This is a genomic window from Streptomyces sp. NPDC046122 (assembly GCF_056429965.1).
In genome coordinates, this window is the sequence record NZ_JBWKLQ010000015.1 from 7,326 (window position 1) to 29,743 (window position 22,418).

18 protein-coding genes are annotated in these 22,418 nt (G+C 70.9%); 10 read left to right on the forward strand and 8 right to left on the reverse strand.

Annotation, left to right across the window (positions count from 1 at the left end; translation table 11 throughout):
- Positions 1-130 precede the first annotated feature (130 nt).
- From AC07FK_RS28505 to AC07FK_RS28515, 3 genes are all read right to left on the reverse strand, one after another.
- The gene (locus AC07FK_RS28505; protein WP_479107831.1) at positions 131-1,342 is read right to left on the reverse strand and encodes a DUF5667 domain-containing protein; all 1,212 of its coding nucleotides are present in this window, start codon (positions 1,340-1,342) and stop codon (positions 131-133) included.
- A gap of 256 nt (positions 1,343-1,598) precedes the next feature.
- A complete protein-coding gene (locus AC07FK_RS28510) occupies positions 1,599-2,381 on the reverse strand; it encodes an ECF subfamily RNA polymerase sigma factor, BldN family (protein ID WP_069927590.1) in 783 nt (260 codons plus the stop codon).
- 306 nt (positions 2,382-2,687) lie between these two features.
- Entirely contained in the window at positions 2,688-3,632 is a 945-nt protein-coding gene (locus AC07FK_RS28515; protein WP_479107832.1) for an HAD family hydrolase, read from the reverse strand.
- A 136-nt stretch (positions 3,633-3,768) separates the two neighbouring features.
- On the opposite strand from AC07FK_RS28515, the gene AC07FK_RS28520 reads away from it, so the two are divergent.
- From AC07FK_RS28520 to AC07FK_RS28550, 7 genes are all read left to right on the forward strand, one after another.
- Positions 3,769-4,050, forward strand: a complete 282-nt coding sequence (locus AC07FK_RS28520; protein ID WP_479107833.1) for a glutaredoxin family protein — start codon at positions 3,769-3,771, stop codon at positions 4,048-4,050.
- A gap of 272 nt (positions 4,051-4,322) precedes the next feature.
- Positions 4,323-5,126, forward strand: coding sequence for a redox-sensing transcriptional repressor Rex (locus AC07FK_RS28525; RefSeq protein WP_453407848.1), 804 nt, complete (start codon positions 4,323-4,325; stop codon positions 5,124-5,126).
- Positions 5,123-6,703, forward strand: a complete 1,581-nt coding sequence (locus tag AC07FK_RS28530) for a glutamyl-tRNA reductase (RefSeq protein WP_479107834.1) — start codon at positions 5,123-5,125, stop codon at positions 6,701-6,703. The genes AC07FK_RS28525 and AC07FK_RS28530 overlap by 4 nt, the downstream gene beginning before the upstream one ends.
- On the forward strand, positions 6,700-7,659 hold the full coding sequence (gene hemC / locus AC07FK_RS28535; protein ID WP_479107835.1) for a hydroxymethylbilane synthase: 960 nt from the start codon (positions 6,700-6,702) through the stop codon (positions 7,657-7,659). The genes AC07FK_RS28530 and hemC overlap by 4 nt, the downstream gene beginning before the upstream one ends.
- A complete protein-coding gene (locus AC07FK_RS28540; protein WP_479107836.1) occupies positions 7,656-9,323 on the forward strand; it encodes a bifunctional uroporphyrinogen-III C-methyltransferase/uroporphyrinogen-III synthase in 1,668 nt (555 codons plus the stop codon). Before hemC ends, AC07FK_RS28540 begins: the two co-directional genes overlap by 4 nt.
- A gap of 310 nt (positions 9,324-9,633) precedes the next feature.
- Complete coding sequence (hemB, locus tag AC07FK_RS28545) at positions 9,634-10,635, forward strand: porphobilinogen synthase (RefSeq protein ID WP_479107837.1); 1,002 nt, start codon at positions 9,634-9,636, stop codon at positions 10,633-10,635.
- Between the two features lie 567 nt (positions 10,636-11,202).
- Positions 11,203-11,835 (forward strand): LysE family translocator, encoded by a 633-nt coding sequence (locus AC07FK_RS28550; protein ID WP_479107838.1) that lies wholly within the window; start codon positions 11,203-11,205, stop codon positions 11,833-11,835.
- Between the two features lie 105 nt (positions 11,836-11,940).
- Here the strand turns inward: AC07FK_RS28550 and AC07FK_RS28555 are convergent, their stop codons facing one another.
- Positions 11,941-13,122 carry an NAD(P)-dependent oxidoreductase gene (locus AC07FK_RS28555; protein ID WP_479107839.1) on the reverse strand — a complete coding sequence of 394 codons (1,182 nt, stop codon included), beginning with the start codon at positions 13,120-13,122 and terminating at the stop codon, positions 11,941-11,943.
- Between the two features lie 335 nt (positions 13,123-13,457).
- Between AC07FK_RS28555 and AC07FK_RS28560 the strand changes: the two genes are divergently transcribed.
- The gene (locus tag AC07FK_RS28560; protein WP_138904484.1) at positions 13,458-13,730 is read left to right on the forward strand and encodes a DUF1876 domain-containing protein; all 273 of its coding nucleotides are present in this window, start codon (positions 13,458-13,460) and stop codon (positions 13,728-13,730) included.
- Positions 13,731-13,849: 119 nt separating this feature from the next.
- Here AC07FK_RS28560 and argS read toward each other — a convergent pair whose 3' ends face one another.
- Complete coding sequence (gene argS, locus AC07FK_RS28565) at positions 13,850-15,619, reverse strand: arginine--tRNA ligase (RefSeq protein ID WP_479107840.1); 1,770 nt, start codon at positions 15,617-15,619, stop codon at positions 13,850-13,852.
- 247 nt (positions 15,620-15,866) lie between these two features.
- On the opposite strand from argS, the gene lysS reads away from it, so the two are divergent.
- On the forward strand, positions 15,867-17,636 hold the full coding sequence (gene lysS / locus AC07FK_RS28570; RefSeq protein ID WP_479107841.1) for a lysine--tRNA ligase: 1,770 nt from the start codon (positions 15,867-15,869) through the stop codon (positions 17,634-17,636).
- 227 nt (positions 17,637-17,863) lie between these two features.
- On the opposite strand, the gene AC07FK_RS28575 is transcribed toward lysS, so the two are convergent.
- The 3 genes from AC07FK_RS28575 to AC07FK_RS28585 form a co-directional block, all read right to left on the reverse strand.
- Positions 17,864-19,183: a DUF2637 domain-containing protein gene (locus AC07FK_RS28575; RefSeq protein ID WP_479107842.1), complete on the reverse strand. Its 1,320-nt coding sequence runs from the start codon at positions 19,181-19,183 to the stop codon at positions 17,864-17,866.
- Positions 19,184-19,363: 180 nt separating this feature from the next.
- A complete protein-coding gene (locus AC07FK_RS28580; protein ID WP_479107843.1) occupies positions 19,364-20,074 on the reverse strand; it encodes a DUF3558 family protein in 711 nt (236 codons plus the stop codon).
- Positions 20,075-20,165: 91 nt separating this feature from the next.
- Complete coding sequence (locus AC07FK_RS28585; RefSeq protein WP_479107844.1) at positions 20,166-21,047, reverse strand: DUF3558 domain-containing protein; 882 nt, start codon at positions 21,045-21,047, stop codon at positions 20,166-20,168.
- Positions 21,048-21,208: 161 nt separating this feature from the next.
- On the opposite strand from AC07FK_RS28585, the gene AC07FK_RS28590 reads away from it, so the two are divergent.
- Positions 21,209-22,402, forward strand: coding sequence for an RtcB family protein (locus tag AC07FK_RS28590; RefSeq protein ID WP_479107845.1), 1,194 nt, complete (start codon positions 21,209-21,211; stop codon positions 22,400-22,402).
- Positions 22,403-22,418: the final 16 nt, after the last annotated feature.

Below are 22,418 nucleotides of genomic sequence, written 5' to 3' on the forward strand. Positions count from 1 at the left end.
CACCCACCCCCCACCCATCCTTCCATCTCCTTCTCCTCCCCCCCCCCCCCCCCCCCCCCCCCCCCCCCCCCCCCCCCCCCCCCCCCCCCCCCCCCCCCCCCCCCCCCCCACGCCTCGGTCTTCGGCGGTGCTACGGCGCGTTCTCCTCCTCGATGCCCAGGCCCGGGAGGATGCCGGGGAGCAGCGGGGGAACCGTGACGTCCGGGACCGGTGGGGCCTTGGGGTCCTTGTCCTTGGCGGACGGTGAGGACGGGGCCGTCGTGTCCTCGGACGGCGGGTCCAGGAGGTCGCCCGGTGCGCCGCCGATGAGGCCCTCGTCCTCGGCGGTGCTGCGGGGGGACGACGGTCCGGGCCGGGCGTCGTCGCCCGTACGGCCGCCTGAGGACGAGGTGCTGGTCGGCGCGGGCCGGTCCGCCCCCGGTGTGCCCGTACGGTCCTGGGTCGAGGCGCCGGGGCGTTCGGCGGTCTCGGGGGCCTTCGGGGCGCGCGGAAGCAGCGACTGGAGCGGGGCCACCTCTTCGTCTATGGCGTCGAAGACCGAGCTCACCTCTTCGCCGACGTCGGCCAGTTGCACCGGCAGCTTCTCGCGCAGGTTGCTCCATGCCTGGCGGTGCGCCCTGGCGAACGACGACAGGGCCTGGATGGAGCCGATCGAGCCGTCTCGCGCGTACGCCCGGCTGAGAAGGCGGTGGCCCTCGCCGGCGTCGTGCGTCATACCGCTCAGCGTGCGTCTGACCTCGCCCAGCTGTTCGTGGTCCAGGTCGCCGGCCCGGCCGCGCTCCATGAGGCGGCGAGCCTCCATGAGGCGGGTCGACGCTTGGTCGAGATAGATCTCGCCACGGTCGGCGTCGTCGCCCGCCATGCCGAGCTTGACGTCCTCCATCCCTCGTTTCAGCCCGTACAGCGAATCACCGGGCAGGGCGTCGGAACTCGCAGCGGCCACTCCGCTGAAGGCTCCTGCGGCCACACCGACGGTGAGCCCGCCCGCGGCGATGCCCTTCGACCACCGGGAGCGCGGGCGCAGCTTCCGGAGCGGCGACGCCCGATGGGTGCCCCGTCCGGTCCGCTGCTCGGGCACCGTAGGGCCCGTCGGCGCGCCGCCTTCGGCGACCATCGCTTCCATGGCGGCGATGAGCTGGGCCCGCTGGACGACTTTGACCTCGGGGTCCAACTCCGGTGACGGCAGCTCGCCGAGACCGTTCGCCAGGGCCAAGAGCCGTGTGGTCTCCGGCCCTTCGGCCGTTTCTTCGGGCTGATCTGCCGCCGTGCCCTGGGGCGTCTGTGCCTCCAGCGCTTGGGCGAAGGCGTTCGCCCGCCGGTGCGCCGATACGTTCGCGATCACTGGCGGCACCTCCTCTCGTCATGACGATCGACTCCCCTGGGGGTCCGGAAGGTTGCACGCCATGAGCACATCCACACGATCGAGTGAGTGGCTGCGGACATGGCGTGACCGCAGGGAGCCTGCATCCCGCACAACGAGCGTCTCGGCACTTGGGTTACGCGCGAAGGATGATCCGACCACAACGTCATGGAGGGTCGTCGCGACGTCACCGACGGTGACCGATTTCGGCCGATCGGCGGGGCGTGCGCGGGCGCGTTCAGCGGGCGTCGTCGGGCAGCAGCCGGGCCAGGGTGCGGACGGCCCGGTACTGGAGCGTCTTGATCGCGCCCTCGTTCTTGCCCATGACGCGTGCCGTCTCGGCGACCGAGAGGCCCTGCAGGAAGCGCAGGGTCACGCACTCCTGCTGCTGCGGGTTGAGCTTGCGGACGGCTTCCAGGAGCGCCGCGTTCGAGAGGGATTCGAGGACGGAGTCCTCCGGGCTGCGCTCGACCTCGTTGGCGTCGAGCATTTCGCCGGTGGTCACTTCGAGACGGAATCGGCTCGATTTGAAGTGGTCGGCGACCAGATTGCGGGCGATGGTGACCAGCCAGGCGCCGAAGTCGCGGCCCTGCCAGGTGAAGGTGGAGATGCGGCGCAGGGCGCGCAGGAACGTCTCGCTCGTCAGGTCCTCCGCGGTCGCCTTTCCGCCGACGCGGTAGTAGATGTAGCGGTAGACGGTGTCGCTGTACTGGTCGTAGAGGCGGCCGAACGCATCGGCCTCGCCGGCCTGCGCGCGTTCGACGAGGTCCATCATGCGTGCGCTGTCGCTGTCGGCGCTGGGCCGACGGGCGGTGGACGTGCCGGTGCCCGAGCCGGCGCCGCGGCTGCGTCTGCCGACCGCCGCACCGCCGTCGGCCAGGGCATAGCAGGGGCCGACAAGTGCAGGGGTGGCAAGGGCGGGGACGGCGTACGCGGTGGGGACGAAGCCGCGCAAGCGGTCCACGACCGTTGCGCGCAGCGTAGCCAGGCCCGAGGCGTCAACCCCGACGTGTGGGTACACGGGACTCCCAGAGGCAGAGCTTCCAACACGTTCAGTGCTAGACCGGTCACTCGTCGTGCTGACGGGTGGGGTCCGGTATGCGTCTGAGGAGAATAACGCTTCGTACAGGCAGCGCTACACCCAGTTGCGAAAATCACCGGTTCCGTCGCTTCTGTTACGTCTCAGCGGCGTTGCCAGTAGCAGTTCGTGATCAGTTGTTGATCGGATCACTTCGTAATCTGCGTGATTGCTGGATGCGTTGTGCCCGAGTGGAACGGGCGGGACTGCCGGGGGGCGCGGGCGGGTAGGGACCCCGGATTGCCCGTGCTAGCGGCGGCGGCGGTGAAGTGCCATGGCGGCGGCGGTGCCGCCCGCGATGGCGCCGACGCCGGCGGCCGCCGGGATGCCGACCTTGGCGGCCTTGCGGCCGGTCCGGTAGTCGCGCAGCCGCCACTCGCGTTCGCGGGCGTACCTGCGCAGCTTCGCGTCGGGGTTGATGGCGTACGGATGTCCGACGAGCGACAGCATCGGGATGTCGTTGTGGGAGTCGCTGTACGCCGCGCAGCGCGCCAGCTCCAGGCCCTCGGCGGCGGCCAGGGCGCGTACCGCCTCGGCCTTCGCGGGTCCGTGCAGGGGCTCGCCGACGAGCTTTCCCGTATATACGCCGTCGACGGACTCGGCGACGGTGCCGAGGGCGCCGGTCAGGCCGAGGCGGCGGGCGATGATCGTGGCGGTCTCGACGGGGGCGGCGGTGACCAGCCACACCTTCTGGCCAGCGTCGAGGTGGGCCTGGGCGAGGGCGCGGGTGCCGGGCCAGATGCGCTCGGCCATGTACTCGTCGTAGATCTCCTCGCCGATCGACATCAGCTCGGAGACGCGGTGGCCCTTCACGATGGACAGCGCGCTCTCGCGGGCGTCCTGCATGTGTTCGGGGTCCTCGACGCCGGCCAGGCGGAACCACGCCTGCTGCCAGGCGAAGCGGGCCAGCTCCTGGCGTTCGAAGAACTTCCGCTTGTAGAGGCCGCGGCCGAAGTGGAAGATCGCGGCGCCCTGCATGACGGTGTTGTCGAGGTCGAAGAAGGCGGCGGCCCGGTCGTCGCCGACGACGGGGAAGGCGGGCTCGCGCGCGGCGGGCCTGCCGGAGTACGCCGCTTCGAGTTCTTCCTGCTCCAGAGACGTTTTGCGTGCTGCCTCGGCTGCTGCCTCTCCCGCCAGCACGCTGCGGGCTGTCGCCGAGCGCCTGCGGGGGGTGAGCCATCCCAGTGCGGCCATGTCGTGAGCATAGCCAGTCTGTTCGGTACTTCCGGACCTGCCGGGATGCGGCGGCGTGAACTCTCCGGGGCACCCGCGTTACGGGGTGGACGGACGAAGGCGGTCCGCAGGAGCCCGGCGGGGCGAGAATGGCGTCATGAGTCCCCTGTTGCGGCGTACGCGTGCGAAGAGGAAGCCGGACGAGCGATTGGTCACGTTGCTCGGGAAGCCGGGCTGCCATCTGTGTGACGACGCGCGCGGCGTGGTGAGCGAGGTGTGCGGGGCGCTCGGGGTGCCGTGGGAGGAGAAGGACATCACGCGGGACGAGGAGCTCAACCGGGAGTACTGGGAGCAGATCCCGGTCGTCCTGATCGACGGCGAGCAGCACACCTTCTGGCGGGTCGACGCCGGGAGACTGCGGACGGCGCTGGGCGGCTGACCCGGGGCGATCCCGGCGTCAGGATGATTTCGGATGGTTCGGGAACGCAGGCGTGAGGAGTGTGGACGGTTTTGCCCGCTTCGGATCTTCAACGAGTCCGGCCGGCCGGCGGTTCCGTGATCAGGCGGTCGGTGTGCGTGACCCCGGTCACTTTGGGCGGACAAAACGGACACCATCTTTGTGCACGCGTTCACAAAGGCATAGCCTGCATGCGACGGGGCGGTCTTGGTACATACGGCCGCCTGCAGCCCCGCTCATCCCGCAGGAGCACCGTGGCAACTGGCCGAACTCACCGACCGGCGACCCGTAGCCGAGGCATTCCCGAGGCCACCGTCGCCCGACTTCCGCTGTATCTGCGCGCCCTGACCGCGCTCTCCGAGCGCTCGGTCCCCACGGTCTCCTCCGAGGAGCTCGCCGCCGCGGCCGGGGTCAACTCCGCGAAGCTGCGCAAGGACTTCTCGTACCTCGGTTCCTACGGGACGCGCGGGGTCGGATACGACGTCGAGTACCTCGTCTATCAGATCTCGCGCGAGCTGGGCCTCACCCAGGACTGGCCGGTCGTCATCGTCGGCATCGGTAACCTCGGCGCCGCCCTCGCCAACTACGGCGGGTTCGCCTCCCGTGGCTTCCGGGTCGCCGCGCTCATAGACGCCGATCCCGCCATGAAGGGCAAGCCGGTCGCCGGGATGCCCGTCCAGCACACCGACGATCTCGAGAAGATCATCAGTGACAACGGCGTGCACATCGGTGTCATCGCGACCCCGGCGGGCGCCGCCCAGCAGGTCAGCGAGCGGCTCATCGCCGCCGGCGTGACCTCGATCCTCAACTTCGCGCCGACCGTGCTGTCGGTGCCGGACGGGGTCGACGTACGCAAGGTCGACCTCTCCATCGAGCTCCAGATCCTCGCGTTCCACGAGCAGCGCAAGGCCGGCGAGGAAGCCGCCGCCGTGGCCGCCACCTCGGGCGACGTCGTGACGCCGCCCCCGCTGCGGCCGGACACGGCTGCGGCTGCCGCGGCGGCCGCGGCGAGCCGGAAGGGACCCGACGGGGACGTTCCCGCGGTGATGCCGGCATGAGTCTTCTGGTAGTCGGACTGAGTCACCGCAGTGCTCCGGTCAGCGTGCTGGAGCGGGCGTCGCTGACCGCCGAGTCGCAGGCCAAGCTGCTCCAGGACACGCTCGCCTCGGAGCCGGCGGTCGAGGCCGCCGTGCTCGCGACGTGCAACCGCATCGAGCTGTACGCCGACGTGGACAAGTTCCACGCCGGTGTCGCCGAGCTGTCCACGCTGCTCGCGCAGCACAGCGGCGTCGGTCTCGAGGAGCTCACTCCTTACCTGTACGTGCACTACGAGGACCGGGCCGTCCACCACCTCCTGTCGGTGGCGTGCGGACTCGACTCGATGGTCGTCGGCGAGGGGCAGATCCTCGGCCAGATCAAGGACGCGCTCGCGCTGGGGCAGGAGCTCCACACCGCGGGCCGGCTGCTCAACGACCTCTTCCAGCAGGCGCTGCGGGTCGGCAAGCGGGCGCACTCCGAGACCGGCATCGACCGGGCCGGGCAGTCGCTCGTCACCTTCGGCCTCGAACAGCTCGCCGCCGGCAGCGGCATGCCGGTCGGCGACTGGGCCGCGGGCAAGCGGGCGCTGGTGATCGGCGCGGGCTCGATGTCCTCGCTGGCCGCGGCGACGCTCGTACGGACCGGAGTGGCCGAGGTCGTCGTCGCCAACCGCACGCAGGCGCGGGCGGAGCGGCTGGCGGAGATCCTGGGCGAGGCCGGCGGTGTCGCGCGGGCCGTTCCGATGGCCGATGTGGCGCGGGAACTGACACGAGTCGACGTGGTCGTCTCCTGCACCGGCGCCACGGGCCTGGTGCTCACGGCGGAGAACGTCGCGAGCGCGCTCGGGATCACCGCCGACCACGCGGCGGCCGCGGCCTCCGCGGTGGGCCGGGGCGCGGGTGCGCCCGCGGGGTGCCCCGTGGCGGCCGGCCCGGGGGAGGCTCCCGGCGCCGTCGTGCCCGCCGCGCGGCAGGGGACCGACGCGGGCTCCATGGAGCAGCACGGGGCCTGGGCCGACAACGGCACCGCCGCGGCTCAGCCGCGTACCCGTGAGCGGGCCGACGTGCCCACCGGCGCGCCGGTGCGGCTCGCGCTGCTCGACCTCGCCATGCCGCGGGACATCGACGCGGGCGTGCACCGGCTGGCCGGCGTACGGCTCGTGGACATCGAGTCGCTGGCCGAGGCTTCCGCCGACGCGCCCATGGCCGCCGATGTGGACCAGGTGCGGACCATCGTGTCCGACGAGGTCGCGGCCTTCGGCGCCGCCCAGCGCGCCGCGCAGATCACGCCCACCGTCGTCGCCCTGCGCAGCATGGCCGCCGACGTGGTGACGAACGAGGTCGCCCGGCTGGAGGGGCGGCTTCCCGGACTCGACGCCAAGCAGCGCGCGGAGATCACGCAGACCGTGCGCCGTGTCGTCGACAAGCTCCTGCACGCGCCCACCGTGCGGGTCAAGCAGCTCGCCAGCGAGCCCGGCGGCGCCGGGTACGCGGACGCGCTGCGCGAACTCTTCGACCTCGACCCGCAGACGGTCGCCGCCGTCAGCAGGGCCGACCTGAACGACACCCCTGACGGTGGGAATAGAGGGCGGGCATGACTACGGATGCCTTGAAGCTGGGGACCAGGCGCAGCAAGCTCGCCATGGCCCAGTCGGGACACGTCGCCGAGGCGGTGCGCCGGATCACCGGCCGCCCCGTCGAGCTGGTGGAGATCACCACGTACGGAGACGTCTCGCGGGAGCAGCTCGCGCAGATCGGCGGTACGGGCGTCTTCGTGACGGCCCTGCGCGACGCTCTGCTGAAGGGTGAGGTGGACTTCGCGGTCCACTCCCTCAAAGACCTGCCGACCGCCCAGCCGGACGATCTGACGCTGGCCGCCGTGCCGGAGCGGGAGGACCCGCGGGACGTACTCGTCGCGCGCGACGGCCTCACGCTGGCGCAGCTGCCCGCCGGGTCCCGGGTGGGCACCGGCTCGCCGCGCCGCATGGCGCAGCTCAACGCGTACGCGCGGACCCACGGCCTCGACATCGAGACCGTGCCGATCCGCGGGAACATCGACACTCGTGTCGGATATGTACGGAGCGGGGAACTCGATGCGGTGGTCCTGGCCGCCGCCGGCCTCAACCGCATCGGCAGGACCGACGAGGTGACCGAATTCCTTCCGGTCGACGTCGTCCTGCCCGCCCCCGGTCAGGGGGCCCTGGCAATCGAGTGCGCCGCCACGCGCGTCGAACTCGCTGCCGCGCTCGCCGAGCTCGACGACCCGCACACGCGGGCCGCCGTGACCGCCGAGCGATCCCTGCTCGCCGCCCTGGAGGCCGGTTGCAGCGCACCTGTGGGTGCGTTGGCCGACCTGCTGGCCGACGGACAGGTTGTCAACGAAATGCGCCTGCGCGGTGTCGTCGGTACCCCCGACGGCACGGAGCTGGTGCAGCTGTCCACCACCGGTCCCGTACCCACGTCGCACAACGACGCGATCACTCTCGGACGCGAACTCGCCGACGAGATGCTCGCGAAGGGTGCGGCCGGTCTTATGGGGGAGCGAGCACAATGAGCCCCACCACCACCTCTACGTCAGTACCTTCGGCGTTCCCCGTATCCGGGCACGTCACCTTCCTCGGCGCCGGACCCGGTGACCCCGGTCTGCTGACGCTGCGCGCCGTCGAGGCGCTCGCGAGCGCGGACGTACTGATCGCCGAGCCACATGTGCTCGATGTCGTACGTACTCATGCCAGGCAGGGCGTGAGCACGCCGCAGCTGACGGTGGTTGACGATGCGTCAACAGCCGCCGGTATCCCCGCGATCAGGGATGCGGTCAATCTTGTCATGGAGGCCGCACGGGGCGGCAGGCGGGTCGTCCGTGCGATCTCCGGCGACCCCGGCCTCGACGGCAACGCCGGCGACGAGATGCTCGCCTGCGCCGCCGAGGGCATCCCCTTCGAGGTCGTGCCCGGTGTCGCCTCGGCGGTCGGCGTGCCGGCGTACGCCGGTGTGCCGCTGCGCGACGGGCGGGGGGCGGACGTCCGCTTCGTCGACGCCCGGAGCGCCGACGACAGATGCTGGTCCGAGATCGGGCAGAGCGACGTCACGGCCGTCGTCTCCACGACGCTGGACGCGGTCGCGTCGGCCGCGGGCGAGCTCGTCTCGGCCGGGCGCAAGCCCGACACCCCGATGAGCGTGACCATCGCCGGCACGACCACGCGGCAGCGGACGTGGAACGCGACGCTCGGCACGGTCGCCCAGGTCCTGAAGCAGGCCAAGGTGCTGCCCTCGCCCGACGGCCACCAGCCCGTCATAGCCGTGGTCGGCGAGCGCAGCGCCGCTGCTCAGCGCGAGCAGTTGTCGTGGTTCGAGTCGAAGCCGCTGTTCGGGTGGCGGGTGCTGGTTCCGCGTACGAAGGAGCAGGCGGCGTCGCTCTCCGACCAGCTTCGGTCCTACGGAGCAGTGCCGCACGAGGTGCCGACCATCGCGGTCGAGCCGCCGCGTACGCCGCAGCAGATGGAGCGGGCGGTCAAGGGGCTCGTCACGGGCCGCTACGAGTGGATCGCCTTCACGAGCGTCAACGCGGTCAAGGCCGTCCGTGAGAAGTTCGAGGAGTACGGGCTCGACGCGCGTGCCTTCGCCGGGATCAAGGTCGCCGCCGTGGGTGAGCAGACGGCCGCCTCGCTGGTCGAGTTCGGCGTGAAGCCGGATCTCGTGCCGAGCGGGGAGCAGTCGGCGGCCGGGCTGCTGGAGGACTGGCCGCCGTACGACCCGGTCTTCGACCCGATCGACCGCGTCTTCCTGCCGCGGGCCGACATCGCGACGGAGACGCTGGTCGCGGGCCTCATCGAGCTGGGCTGGGAGGTCGACGACGTCACGGCCTACCGGACGGTACGGGCCTCGCCGCCGCCGGCGGACACGCGTGAGGCGATCAAGGGCGGCGGTTTCGACGCCGTTCTCTTCACGTCGAGCAGCACCGTGCGGAACCTGGTGGGCATCGCGGGCAAGCCGCACAACGTGACCGTGATCGCGTGCATCGGCCCCGCGACGGCCAAGACGGCGGAGGAGCACGGCCTGCGGGTCGACGTGCTGTCGCCGGAACCGTCGGTGCACAAGCTGGCCGAGGCGCTGGCCGCGTTCGGTACGGCGCGGCGCGAGGCGGCGATCGAAGCCGGCGAGCACGTGACGCGCCCGAGCGAGCGCCGCCCGGGCTCACGACGCCGACGCACTACGTAGCGCCTTCGGACGGCGTGGCGCGTAGTCCCTTGGGACGGCGTGACACGTGGGTGCGATGGGTGGCGTGGCGTGTGGGTGCGCCGGGTGGGTGTCCCGGGTCGCGTGGCGCTTGGGTGTGCCGGGCGGCGTGGGTGTGTGCGGGATGAGGGCCGGGACCTGGGGCGGATGCCCGGGGTCCCGGCCCTCCGCGTTGGGCGTTGGGCTGGCTGGGGGCCATGGGGGGAGGTTCGTGGGTGGGGGTCCGTGGGTGGGCATGGTGCCGACGGGGTGACGGTAAAACCTGCCATCGGGGCGGCGTAGCGTGTTTGACATGACTGTGTATGGATCCTTCCCCGGGGCCCGGCCCCGTCGGCTGCGTACCACCCCCGCCATGCGCCGCATGGTCGCCGAGAACCGGCTGCACCCGGCCGATCTGATCCTTCCGGCGTTCGTGCGGGAGGGCATCAGCGAGCCCGTGGACATCTCCGCCATGCCGGGCGTCCGGCAGCACACGCTGGAGACGCTGCGCAAGGCGGCCGTCGAAGCGGTCGAGGCGGGCGTCGCGGGGATCATGCTGTTCGGCGTACCGGCCGACGAGAAGAAGGACGGCGCGGGGACCGCCGGTACCGACCCCGACGGGATCCTCCAGGTCGCGCTGCGCGAGGTGCGGGCCGAGGTGGGCGACGACCTCGTGATCATGTCCGACCTGTGCCTGGACGAGTACACCGATCACGGGCACTGCGGCGTCCTGGACGCCGACGGGCGGGTCGACAACGACGCGACGCTGGAGCGGTACGCCGAGATGGCGCAGGTCCAGGCGGACGCGGGCGCGCATGTGGTGGGCCCCAGCGGAATGATGGACGGCCAGGTCGGCGTCGTTCGCGACGCGCTGGACACCATCGGCAAGGAGGACGTGTCGATCCTGGCGTACACCGCGAAGTACTCGTCGGCCTTCTACGGTCCGTTCCGCGAGGCGGTGGGTTCCTCGCTGCAGGGCGACCGCAAGACGTACCAGCAGGACCCGGCGAATCTGCGGGAGTCGATGCGGGAGCTGGCGCTGGACTTGGACGAGGGCGCCGACATGGTGATGGTGAAGCCGGCCGGACCGTACCTGGACGTGCTGGCGAAGGTCGCGGAGTCGGTGGACGTACCGGTCGCGGCGTACCAGATCAGCGGCGAGTACGCGATGATCGAGGCGGCGGCGGAGCGCGGCTGGATCGACCGCGAGAAGGCGATCATGGAGTCGCTGCTGGGGATCAAGCGCGCCGGCGCGAACATGATCCTGACGTACTGGGCGACCGAGGTCGCACGGGGGCTGGGGCGGGAGCGGTAGGTCGGTGGGGGTGGAGGCGGAGGTATTCGAACCACCCGATGCTTCTGGGGGGTTCGGGGCCGTCCCCGAGCGCTTGAGTGTCGGTGGGCCGGCCCAAAGAAAGACGCCCTGCACGGGAGCGGCGAGATGGGCGGGCGCCGGCTTGGTGGCATGCGGGCGAGTGGGTGGGGGCGCGGACGGTCTTGGGGTGGTGCGGCCCCAGTCTCGGCGGGTGCGGCGACGGCCGTTGGTGCGACACCGAACTTCCTCTGCACTCACATGAGGGTGTGGGGCTGGGTGGGCAGGGTGCGGGGGGATGAACTCGACAGTTGATGAACTCGCATGCCCTGTGCCTGATATGGGTGCATGGGAGGGGGTGCGGTGCTCGTCATGTGTGGGGTTTGGTTCACGCCGATGCCGATGCCGATGCCGATGCCGATGGCGAGGGTCTGGCGGTGGCTTGCTGACGTATCGGCGCGGTGGAGGGCGGCTGCGGGACGCGTGAGATGCGGTAGTGCGTGGAAGTCGGTGTACGGACAGCCGCACGGGATTCTCCTGCGGTACGCCGGCCGATTGGGAGCGCAGCCGATGTCAGTCAACTTGGTGGGGTTCCTGGGAGTCGTACTGCTCGCGTACGTCGTTCCCGGGCCGGATTTTCTCGTCATCGTGAGGGCTGCCGCCAGGCGGCGGTCGCTGGGGTGGGCAGCCGCTTCGGGGGCACAGGCCGGGCTGTGCGTCCACATGGCCGCAGCGGCGTTGGGGCTTTCGGTGCTGGCCGCGCAGTCGGCGGTGGCGTTCACCGTGATCAAACTGGCCGGTGCGGCCTACCTCGTCTTCCTCGGCGTACGGGCGTTCCTGGCCGCAGGCAGGGGAGGCGGAGCGTCGACGGCGGGCGTGCAGGAAGGCGCGCGGAGCGAAAGCCGTGGGACGAAGCGCGGCAGCTTCGCGGAGGGGTTCCTGACCAACGTGCTCAACCCGAAAGCCGCGCTGTTCTTTCTGAGCGTCCTGCCGCAGTTCATCGATGGAGGCGGCTCGGTGACGGCTCAAATCCTGCTGCTCGGGGTGCTTGATGTGCTGATCGGTGTTCTGTACTGGCCTTGGGTGGTCGTGGTCGCGGCCAAGCTGCGGGGGCTGATGGCCCGGCCGGTGTTCCGCCGCCGGTGGGAGCGGACGACGGGAGCGTTGTTCGTCGGCACGGGAGCGGGAGTGGCGGTCAGCTGATCGTCGCGCGCGTGGGGGGCCGGGCGCACCCGAGGGGCCGCAGTACGAGTAGTCATCGTCCGCGTGCGTGGAAGGAAACCCACAGTTTGTGGGGGTCGGCGCCGCTCAAGTCCCAGCCGTCACACTGGGTGTGCCGCCCAGCCTCACGTGTGGGGTTCGGCCCGCATCAGCCACGTGGACCGCCACGCCTGCCCCATCGTGGCAACCGGTCGGCCGCGCACGCCAGCATCCCCCCGGCCGGTGTACGAGAGTGCGCCATACCCGCCACCCGGCGGCGTACGAGCGGCCACTCACCGAGGCTGTCCCATGGGCTCCTTCCCCCGGGGGCCGGACCTCCGACGCCACCCTCCAGAAAGGCGGCCCCCACACCAGAAGCGATCGCCGCTCCGGGGGCAGCCCGGCTCCGGCCCATGGCCGTCGTCGCAGCTCCGGCTCGGCGCGCTTGCGCGCGTGGCACGCGACGGGCGTTACTTCTTGCGCAGCTCCACCAAGCGGGACGCCGTCCGCCGCGTGGCCCTCCTCCACAGACCGGTCGAGCAGCTTCTGGAACGGGACGAAGAGTTCCGGGCTGACGCCCTGGTCGTCGTAGGCGTCGATGAAGTTGCCGAACGCCGCCTGGTTGATGCCGAGGCTCGACACGTCTGTGACGTGCTGCCCGGAGTCGATCGCCTCGGCCATGCCGGGGACCACCCCGCGCAGCATCGCCGCGACCCAGTTGTGCAGCGGCTCGGCGAACTCCGTGGCCGTGATGTTCTCCGTACGGATCACGGCGAACGCCTGGGCCACGCCGATGAGCATCCCGTACATGCCCGTCAGCAGCGCCAGGTCGTGCAGCGCCGCGCGGCCCGGGTCGGTGCCGACCCACTGGGTGCCGGCGAGGGCCGAGAGGGTGGGGCGGTGGGTCTCGTACGCCTGCTCGTCACCGCTGTAGAGGATGTACGCGGCCGGGGTCGCGATCATCTGCGGCACCGCCATGATCCCGCCGTCGACGTACGCCGCGCCCCGCTTCTCGGCCCAGGCTGCGAGGGCGCGGGCCTGGGCGGGGGTGCCGTTGGTGAGGTTGACGAGGGTCTTGCCGGTGAGGCCGACGGGGGCGAGGGCCTCGGTGACGCCGTCGTTCGTCGTGAAGCAGACGATCACCAGGGGGCTCGCGGCCACGGCGTCCGTGATCGTCGCGGCGGCGCTCGCGCCCTGTGCCGCCAGAGGGGCGGCCTTGGCGGGCGTCCGGTTCCAGACGGTGACCGGGTGGCCGGCCTGCAGGAGCGCGGCGGCCAAGGCACTGCCCATGAGGCCCAGGCCGAGTACGGAAACGGCGGCGGAATGGGGGGCGGAATTGAGGGCCGAAACCGCGGCCGAAACGGGGGCGGAGGCGGTGTCGGAGCCGGGTGAGTGGGAAGGGCGCTCGGGCATCGGCTGCTCCAGGGAATCAAGGAGAGGCAGGAGGGACGGCGGCGGGTGTGCTGTAGGCCGTCCCGGCGTCTTCGATCCTTGTGCGGCGCTGAGTTGGCGACAAGTACCGACTAATTGGTGGGGTACTCACCAGCAGGTAAGTGGGGAGTGGTGATCAGTCGCCCGGCGGCGCACCCTGGAAGGGGAAGGGGGCACAGCTGGAGGGAGCAGTCATGCACACACTGGTCGGATGGCACGTCGAGATGGAGTTCCAGGAGGAGGACGGGAGGACCAGGGCGGCTGCCATGGTGCGGCTCGGTGACGGCGTGGAGCTGCGGGCCCACGGGTACGCCAAACGGCACCCGACCGATGCCGAGCAGCTGCGGGTCGGCGAGGAGATCGCGGGTGCGCGTGCGCTCATGGACCTCGCGTCGCAGCTTCTGGGCAAGGCCCACGGTGAGATCGACGAGGCCGCGGGGCGGCCGTCGTACCCGCTGACGTCGTGAGGGGAGCACGTCCGGGAGTGGCTCGGAGGTAGTGGGTTGGCCGAGCGCGGCCGGATACGGCGATGCCCCCACCGGTCCCGGTGGGGGCATCGCCGTATGGCGGCCGTATCGCGTGTGGTTCAGAGGCGCTCGGGGGTTCGGATGCCGAGGAGGGCCATGCCCTGGTGGAGCGTGCGGGCGGTCAGGTCGCAGAGGAAGAGACGGTTCTCGGCGACGTCGGGCGCGGGCTCGGGCTTGATGACCGGGCACTGGTCGTAGAACGTCGTGTAGAGCGACGCGAGCTGGTAGAGGTACGCCGTCAGCTTGTGCGGCTCGTACGCCGCGGCTACCTCGGCCAGCGTCTCCGCGAACTGGTCGAGGTGCAGGCCCAGGGCGCGTTCCGCCGGGGCCAGTTCGAGCTCCGGGTGGGCGGTGAGCTTGCGGTCGCCCGCGTTGCGGAGGATCGACTGGATACGGGCGTACGCGTACTGGAGGTAGACGGACGTGTCGCCGTTCAGCGACACCATCTGGTCCAGGTCGAACTTGTAGTCGCGGGAGGCGGAGGTGGACAGGTCGGCGTACTTCACCGCGCCGATGCCGACGTACCGTCCGTTCTCGACGATCTCCTGCTCCGTCAGGCCCACCTTGTCGGCCTTCGAGCGCACGACGGCCGTGGCGCGGTCGACCGCCTCGTCCAGCAGGTCGACCAGCCGGACCGTCTCGCCCTCGCGCGTCTTGAACGGCTTGCCGTCCTTGCCGAGGACCGTGCCGAACGCGAGCTGGACCGCCTTGACGTCCTCGTTCAGCCAGCCGGCCCGGCGGGCGGTCTCGAAGACCATCTTGAAGTGCAGGGACTGGCGGGCGTCGACGACGTACACGAGCGTGCTCGCGCCGAGGTTCGTGACGCGGTCGCGGATCGCGGAGAGGTCGGTGGCGGCGTAGCCGTAGCCGCCGTTCGACTTCTTCACGATCAGCGGGGAGGGCTTGCCGTCCGGGCCCTTCACGTCGTCGAAGAAGACGCAGAGCGCGCCGTCGGACCGGACGGCCACGCCCGTGTCCTCCAGGATCTGGCACGTCTCTTCGAGCATGGCGTTGTAGCCCGACTCGCCGACGACGTCCTCGTCGTGGATCTCCATGTCGAGCTTGTCGAACACCGAGTAGAAGTAGATCTTCGACTCGTCGACGAACCGCTGCCACAGCGCGAGGGTCTCCGGGTCGCCGGCCTGGAGGGCGACGACACGGTCCCGCGAGCGCGCCTTGAAGTCCTCGTCGGAGTCGAAGAGGACGCGCGACGCCTTGTAGAGGCGGTTGAGGGACGACATCGCCGCCTCGCCCTCCTCGGGGCCGCCGTGCTGGTGGTCCAGCTCGTGCGGGTGCTCGGTGAGGTACTGGATGAGCATGCCGAACTGGGTGCCCCAGTCGCCGATGTGGTGTCGGCGTACGACCTTCTCGCCCGTGAACTCCAGGATCTCGACCATCGCGGCGCCGATCACGGCGGACCGGAGGTGGCCGACGTGCATCTCCTTGGCCACGTTCGGCTGCGCGTAGTCGATGACCGTGGTGCCCGGCCGCTCGGCCGCCGGTACGCCGAGACGGGCGTCGGCGGCGCGGGCGGCGAGGGTCTCGACGATCGCCCGGTCGGTGACCGTGATGTTCAGGAAGCCGGGGCCCGAGACCTCGATCTCCTTGATCACGTCACCGGCGGGAAGCCCGGCGACGACGGTCGTGGCCAGCTCGCGCGGGTTGGCTTTGGCCTTCTTCGCGAGGGCCAGGATGCCGTTCGCCTGGAAGTCGGCCCGGTCGCTTCGTCGCAGCAGCGGGTCGGCGGCGCCGGCCTCCGGCAGGGCGGCCGAGAGGGCGTCCGCGACGCGCTGGTTGACGGTCGAAGCGAGGGAATGGACCGAGGCCATGAGCTGCCGTTCCTGTCGAGAGGAAAGTTGAAGGTGCAGACGAGTATTTCATGGGGGGTGTGCGGCCGTCGTCTCGTATAAAGGCAGCAGCGCCCGGGACACGGACGGCGGACTCCGGGACACGGACGGCCGTTCCCGGGGCGCCGGCGGCGGCCTTCGGGATACGGGCGGCGGCCCCCGGACGCCGGTGGTTCGTCTGGGAGAATGGCTGACGTCAGCCATCGAGAGCTATTGAGGGAAAGAGGACGTGCCGATCGTGGCTCAGAGCAGCACAGAGACCGACTGGGTCTCCCGGTTCGCGGACGAGGTCATCGCCGAGTCGGAGCGACGTGCCCCTGGGGCGAAACACGATGGTGCTGCCTCCCCGGTGGTCGTCGTCGCGTCCGGCCTCTCGCCGTCCGGCCCGATCCACCTGGGCAACCTGCGCGAGGTCATGACCCCGCACCTGGTCGCGGACGAGATCCGGCGGCGCGGGTACGAGGTCCGGCACCTGATCTCGTGGGACGACTACGACCGGTACCGCAAGGTGCCGGCGGGGGTTCCCGGGGTCGACGAGTCGTGGGCCGAGCACATCGGCAAGCCGCTGACGTCGGTGCCCGCGCCGGCCGGGTCGGCGTACCCGAACTGGGCCGAGCACTTCAAGGCGGCCATGACGCAGGCGCTCGACGAGCTCGGTGTCGAGTACGACGGCATCAGCCAGACCGAGCAGTACACGGCCGGGACCTACCGTGAGCAGATCCTGCACGCGATGAAGCACCGGGCCGACATCGACGCCGTGCTCGACCGGTACCGCACGAAGAAGGACCCGGCGGCGGGCGGCAAGAAGAAGCAGGGGCAGAAGCCGGTCGACGAGGCGGAGCTCGAGGCCGCCGAGGGGTCCGGGGCGGCGTCCGAGGACGACGGCAGCGGCGGCGGCGCGGGGTACTTCCCGTACAAGCCCTACTGCACCGTCTGCGGCAAGGACTTCACGACGGTGACCGCGTACGACGACGACAGCACCGCGCTGTCGTACGTGTGCACCTGCGGGCACTCCGAGACCGTGCTGCTGAGCGAGTTCAACGGCGGCAAGCTGGTCTGGAAGGTCGACTGGCCGATGCGCTGGGCGTACGAGGGCGTGATCTTCGAGCCCAGCGGTGTCGACCACTCGTCGCCGGGGTCGTCGTTCGTGGTCGGCGGGCAGATCGTGCGCGAGGTGTTCGGCGGGGTGCAGCCCATCGGGCCGATGTACGCCTTCGTCGGCATCAGCGGCATGGCGAAGATGTCCAGCAGCAAGGGCGGCGTGCCCACGCCCGGTGACGCGCTGAAGATCATGGAGGCGCCGCTGCTGAGGTGGCTGTACGCGCGCCGGCGGCCCAACCAGTCGTTCAAGATCGCGTTCGACCAGGAGATCCAGCGGCTCTACGACGAGTGGGACTCGCTGGAGAAGAAGGTCGCCGAGGGGACCGTGCTGCCGGCCGACGCGGCGGCGCACTCGCGGGCGATCAGGACGGCCGCGGGTGAGCTGCCGCGTACGCCGCGCCCGCTGCCGTACCGGACGCTCGCCTCGGTGGCGGACATCACGGCCGGGCACGAGGACCAGGCGCTGCGCATCCTGAGCGAACTGGACCCGCAGAATCCGGTGACGTCGCTGGACGAGGTGCGGCCGCGTTTCGACCGCGCGGAGAACTGGATCACCACGCAGGTGCCGGCCGAGCAGCGCACGGTCGTGCGTGCGGAGCCGGACGCGGAGATCCTGGGCTCGCTGGACGAGGCCGGGCGGGAGTCGCTGCGGCTGCTGCTCGACGGTCTCGACTCGCACTGGTCGCTGGACGGGCTGACGACGCTCGTCTACGGCGTGCCGAAGGTGATGGCGGGGCTGGAGCCGGACGCGAAGCCCACGCCGGAGCTGAAGGTCGCGCAGCGGTCGTTCTTCGCGCTGCTCTACCAGCTGCTGGTCGGGCGCGACACGGGTCCGCGACTGCCTACGCTGCTGCTCGCGGTGGGTGCTGAGCGGGTGCGGAAGCTGCTGGGCGCGTAGCCCGGCCTCCTGCTGCCGCGAGGGCCGCCGCTCCTGGTTTCCGGGGGTGGCGGCCCTTTCGCGTGGCGGTGGCGTTTCGCGGGGCGGTGGCTGGGGTGGGGCCCCTGGCGCGCCTGCGGGTGTAGACCGCAGGCGTGGCCTGTGGTCCCGGTCAGGGGCGGGGCTTACGGGGCGGACGGGCCCGGTCAGGGGTGGGGCACCTGGTCGCAGGGCGTCCGGTCGGCGTGTTACGCGATGTGTTCGGCGTCCAGGTCCTGTTGGTAGCGGATCTCGAAGCGCTTCGTGTAGTCGGTCAGTTCGGGCGGGGTCGGGGGCTCGGCTCCCAGGTCCTGGAGGTAGGAGCCGAACTCGCGGGCAGTGGGCATGGACTGGTTCTCGCTCACGTACTTGCGGAACGCGCCGTAGTACCACGCCTCGGGGTCGTACGGCTCCTCGTGCTCCGCCTCCTCGTACCGCGCCTGGGGGGCCTGCTCGTGGCGCGGGCCCGGAATGCCGCCCAGGGGGCGGGTGCGGCCGGGGCCCGACGGGACCATCACGGGGGCCGGCTCGGGAGCTTCGGCGTACTGCGGGTCGTACCCGTTGGCGTACGCCGCCTCCTGCGCGGCCTGCGGCGGCAGCGGCGCGGCGAACCAGGGGCTGGAGTGCGAGCCGGGGCCCTGCTCCTCCTCCTCGGGGGCGCCCTCGGCGTAGTGGTCGTCCGCCTCGGGGGCCTCCTGCGGCCACTCCTCGTCCGGGTAGGGCTGCGCCGCCGGCTCCCGGGCGGGCAGCGCCCGGAGCTGCTGCGGCTCGTGGGGCTCGCGCGAGTCCTGGAGCTGCTGGAGCTGCTGGGGCCGGGATTCCGTCTCCGGGGCCGGAGGCAGCAGCGCCGGCTCGATGCCGGCCGCGGCCAGGCCCGCCGGGGCGGTGTCCGCGAGCGGGACGCCGTACTTCGCGAGCCGCAGCGGCATCAGCGACTCGACCGGCGCCTTGCGCCGCCACGCACGCCCGAACCGGGCCTGGAGCCGCGCCTGGTAGATGAGGCGGTCCTGCTCCAGCTTGATGACCTGCTCGTAGGAGCGCAGCTCCCACAGCTTCATGCGGCGCCACAGCCTGAACGTCGGCAGGGGCGAGAGCAGCCAGCGGGTGAGGCGTACGCCTTCCATGTGCTTGTCGGCCGTGATGTCGGCGATCCGGCCGACCGCGTGCCGCGCCGCCTCCACCGAGACGACGAACAGGACCGGGATGACGGCGTGCATGCCGACACCCAGCGGATCGGGCCACGACGCCGCGCCGTTGAAGGCGATCGTCGCGGCCGTCAGCAGCCACGCCGTCTGGCGGAGCAGGGGGAAGGGGATCCGCATCCAGGTCAGCAGGAGGTCCAGGGCCAGCAGGACGCAGATGCCCGCGTCGATGCCGATCGGGAAGACCAGCGAGAAGTCCCCGAAACCCTTCTCCTGGGCGAGTTCGCGCACGGCGGCGTACGAACCGGCGAAACCGATCGCGGCGATCACCACCGCTCCCGCGACGACGACACCGATCAATATGCGGTGCGTGCGTGTCAACTGCATCGCGGCCACCCGCGATCCCCTCCCGTTACGTCGGACCTGGCGGGGGTCAGCCTGGCACATGTGTGCGGGCCGCGTTGCGCGGGTAGGGGCGGAGCCCGGCCCCCAAGGGGAAGGCCGGGCTCCGTTAAATGTCCTGGATCGGGGGGTTCGTACCGCTTCCTGCTGGGCGCGGCTCAGGCGCTACTTGTTGGCTGCGGTGACCGAGGCCGCCGCCTCCTTGGCCGCCTTCTCGGCGTCCTTCAGCAGGTCGGCGCCCTTGGGGGACTTGGCTCCCTGGTAGCCGGCGCCGTTGTAGACGACCGTGACGACGACGTTCTCCGTACGTGTCACGACCGTTGCGTACTTGAAGTCCGCGTCCGTCTTGCGCAGGTCGTATGTGACCGCCGTCGCCTCGTCGCCGATGCCGGCGGCGGGCTTGGCCTCGGTCTTCTTCGCACCGTCGGCCGCCTTCGCGCCGTCGACCTGCTTCGTGTAGTACTCCTCGGCGAGCTTGTCGCCGGGGCCGCGGGACTGGTCGGAGTCGTACCGCATGAAGGAGACGGACAGCCAGCGGTACTGCGACCCGTCGACGCCCTTGCTGTCCAGGCCGTTCCAGGAGCAGCCGCCGCGCGTGGACACGTCGTTCGACTTGTCCGCCGTACCCGATGTGTCCTTCGCCTCGGGCACCAGCGAGGAGACCGTCTTCTTCTTGATCGCGTCGCACGGCTCGGGGAGTTCCGAGAACGCGGCCGGCTTCACGGTGGGCTTGGCCGACACCGAGGGCGAGGCGCTCGCCGAGGGTGACGTGTCCTTGTCGCCTTCGGAGTCCGAGGAGCAGCCGGCGGCGACGAGCATCACCGGGACGGCTGCGCAGGCGAGTATGCGAGAGAGTCGCGGGGCTGATCGGTGCATGGTTCCTTCACTCATGGAGGCTGATCGACTGAGGCGCCTGCCGGCCGGCGGGCGATCGGCGCGTGGCTGATCGTCCGGGTCGGCCGGCCGGCTAGTCGTTGAACTGCTCGGCGAGCCTGCGGGCCACGGCCTGCGTCTTCTCCTGCAGTTCCTTGCTGTCGGGGACATCGGTGGTCAGGGCGGGCTGCTCGCTGTACTGGACGGTCACGATGACGTTCGACGTACGGAACACCACGCTCACGGTACGACGCTGGGCGGTCGACCCGGAGCGGACGAGGGCGTCGTCGAGGAAGGCGGTGTCGCCGAGGTCGGCGAGGATGCGGGGCTCGAGGCCCTCGGGGGGAGTCTGGACGCCCGCGCCGCCCCCGGCGCCGCTGTCCGGGTCGCTCGTGGACCCGTCGGGGCCGGAGGTGGCGTCGGGCTTCGCGCCGGCCTCGGAGGCGGAGGCCGTGGGGGAGTCGCCGGTGCCGGGGGAGGCGCTCGACCCGCCCTCGCCGTCCTCCGTGTCCTCGCCCTCTTCCGGGCTCTCGGTGGGCGCGGGAAGGTCGGCGGCGGACTCCTGCTTCGCGTAGACCTCCTCCGCCCGGTCGTCGTCGCTGACGTCGGCGTCGTACGAGACCACGCGCTCGAAGTCGACCTTGAGGTGGTGGGTGGCGCCGGGGGAGTCCACCTTCCAGCGGCAGCCGACGCGCCGGTCCGTGTCGTACGTGACGGCGGGGGTGCCGTCGTACGCCTTCTCCTGCTGCTTCTCGGGGAGCGTCGTGGCGCCCGGCAGGAGGTCGCGCAGAAGGCCGCGGTCGACGGCGCCGCAGGGCTCGCGGAGCGTGCGGTACTTGCCCGGGGCGGCGACGGAGGTGTTCGCCTCGCCCGCCTTGTCGTCGGTGGCGGGGTCGTCGGTACCGGAGCCGCCGGTGCAGCCGGCGGTGAGCGCCGCGAGGAGCGCGACGCCGGTGACGTACACCTTTCGCTGCACGGTCCCAGGCTCCCTTCGATCAGAAATGCGGTTGCCGCGCGAGGGCGGCCGGTGGACACAATGTGTATCGCACGCACTGGCCACCATGCCGGTCCGCTGTCTTTTCCGCGGTGCTAGGTGGCATTTTTGCGGTATGGGCAATACGGGGGAATTGAGGAGCTATGTCGTACGTAGAGGTGCCCGGCGCGAAGGTGCCGATCCGGATGTGGGCCGACCCGGCGACGGTCGAGGGCGGCGCGATGCAGCAGTTGCAGAACGTGGCCACGCTGCCCTGGATCAAGGGCCTCGCCGTGATGCCGGACGTCCACTACGGCAAGGGGGCCACGGTCGGCTCGGTGATCGCGATGCACGGCGCGGTGTGCCCGGCGGCAGTGGGGGTGGACATCGGCTGCGGCATGTCGGCGGTGAAAACGTCACTCACGGCGAACGACCTTCCGGGTGATCTCTCGCGGCTCCGGTCGAAGATCGAGCAGGCGATTCCGGTGGGCCGCGGGATGCACGACAGCCCGGTCGACCCGGGACGGCTGCACGGCTTCCCGACCTCCGGCTGGGACGACTTCTGGGGGCGGTTCGACGGGGTGGCCGACGCGGTCAAGTTCCGTCAGGAGCGCGCCACGAAGCAGATGGGAACGCTGGGCAGCGGAAACCATTTCGTCGAGTTCTGTCTGGACACGGACGACTCCGTCTGGCTGATGCTGCATTCCGGCTCGCGGAACATCGGCAAGGAGCTCGCCGAGTACCACATCGGGCAGGCGCAGAAGCTGCCGCACAACCAGGGCCTGGTCGACCGTGACCTGGCGGTCTTCATCGCGGACACCCCGCAGATGGCGGCGTACCGCAACGACCTCTTCTGGGCGCAGGAGTACGCGAAGTACAACCGCGCGATCATGATGGGGATCTTCCAGGACGTGGTCCGGCGGGAGTTCAAGAAGGCCCGGGTGACGTTCGACCCGGTCATCTCCTGTCACCACAACTACGTCAGCGAAGAGCGCTACGACGGCATGGACCTGCTGGTCACCCGCAAGGGGGCGATCCGCGCGGGGTCCGGGGACTTCGGGATCATCCCGGGCTCGATGGGCACGGGCTCGTACATCGTGAAGGGGCTGGGGAACGAGAAGTCGTTCAACTCGGCCTCGCACGGCGCCGGACGCCGGATGAGCCGCACGGCGGCGAAGCGGCGTTTCACGGCGCGGGACCTGGAGGAGCAGACGCGGGGCGTGGAGTGCCGCAAGGACTCCGGCGTCGTGGACGAGATCCCGGCGGCGTACAAGCCGATCGAGCAGGTCATCGATCAGCAGCGGGACCTCGTCGAGGTCGTCGCGAAGCTGAAGCAGGTCATCTGCGTCAAGGGCTGAGGAGCCCGGACGCGGA

Coding starts and splice junctions, on each gene's coding strand:
- AC07FK_RS28540 (WP_479107836.1), top strand. CDS start 7,656: ATGAGCCCCACCACCACCTCTACGTCAGTACCTTCGGCGTTCCCCGTA.
- AC07FK_RS28520 (WP_479107833.1), top strand. CDS start 3,769: ATGAGTCCCCTGTTGCGGCGTACGCGTGCGAAGAGGAAGCCGGACGAG.
- hemB (WP_479107837.1), top strand. CDS start 9,634: ATGACTGTGTATGGATCCTTCCCCGGGGCCCGGCCCCGTCGGCTGCGT.
- argS (WP_479107840.1), bottom strand. CDS start 15,619: ATGGCCTCGGTCCATTCCCTCGCTTCGACCGTCAACCAGCGCGTCGCG.
- AC07FK_RS28550 (WP_479107838.1), top strand. CDS start 11,203: ATGTCAGTCAACTTGGTGGGGTTCCTGGGAGTCGTACTGCTCGCGTAC.
- AC07FK_RS28530 (WP_479107834.1), top strand. CDS start 5,123: ATGAGTCTTCTGGTAGTCGGACTGAGTCACCGCAGTGCTCCGGTCAGC.
- AC07FK_RS28590 (WP_479107845.1), top strand. CDS start 21,209: ATGTCGTACGTAGAGGTGCCCGGCGCGAAGGTGCCGATCCGGATGTGG.
- AC07FK_RS28560 (WP_138904484.1), top strand. CDS start 13,458: ATGCACACACTGGTCGGATGGCACGTCGAGATGGAGTTCCAGGAGGAG.
- hemC (WP_479107835.1), top strand. CDS start 6,700: ATGACTACGGATGCCTTGAAGCTGGGGACCAGGCGCAGCAAGCTCGCC.
- AC07FK_RS28555 (WP_479107839.1), bottom strand. CDS start 13,122: ATGGGCAGTGCCTTGGCCGCCGCGCTCCTGCAGGCCGGCCACCCGGTC.
- AC07FK_RS28515 (WP_479107832.1), bottom strand. CDS start 3,632: ATGGCCGCACTGGGATGGCTCACCCCCCGCAGGCGCTCGGCGACAGCC.
- AC07FK_RS28575 (WP_479107842.1), bottom strand. CDS start 19,183: ATGCAGTTGACACGCACGCACCGCATATTGATCGGTGTCGTCGTCGCG.
- AC07FK_RS28580 (WP_479107843.1), bottom strand. CDS start 20,074: ATGCACCGATCAGCCCCGCGACTCTCTCGCATACTCGCCTGCGCAGCC.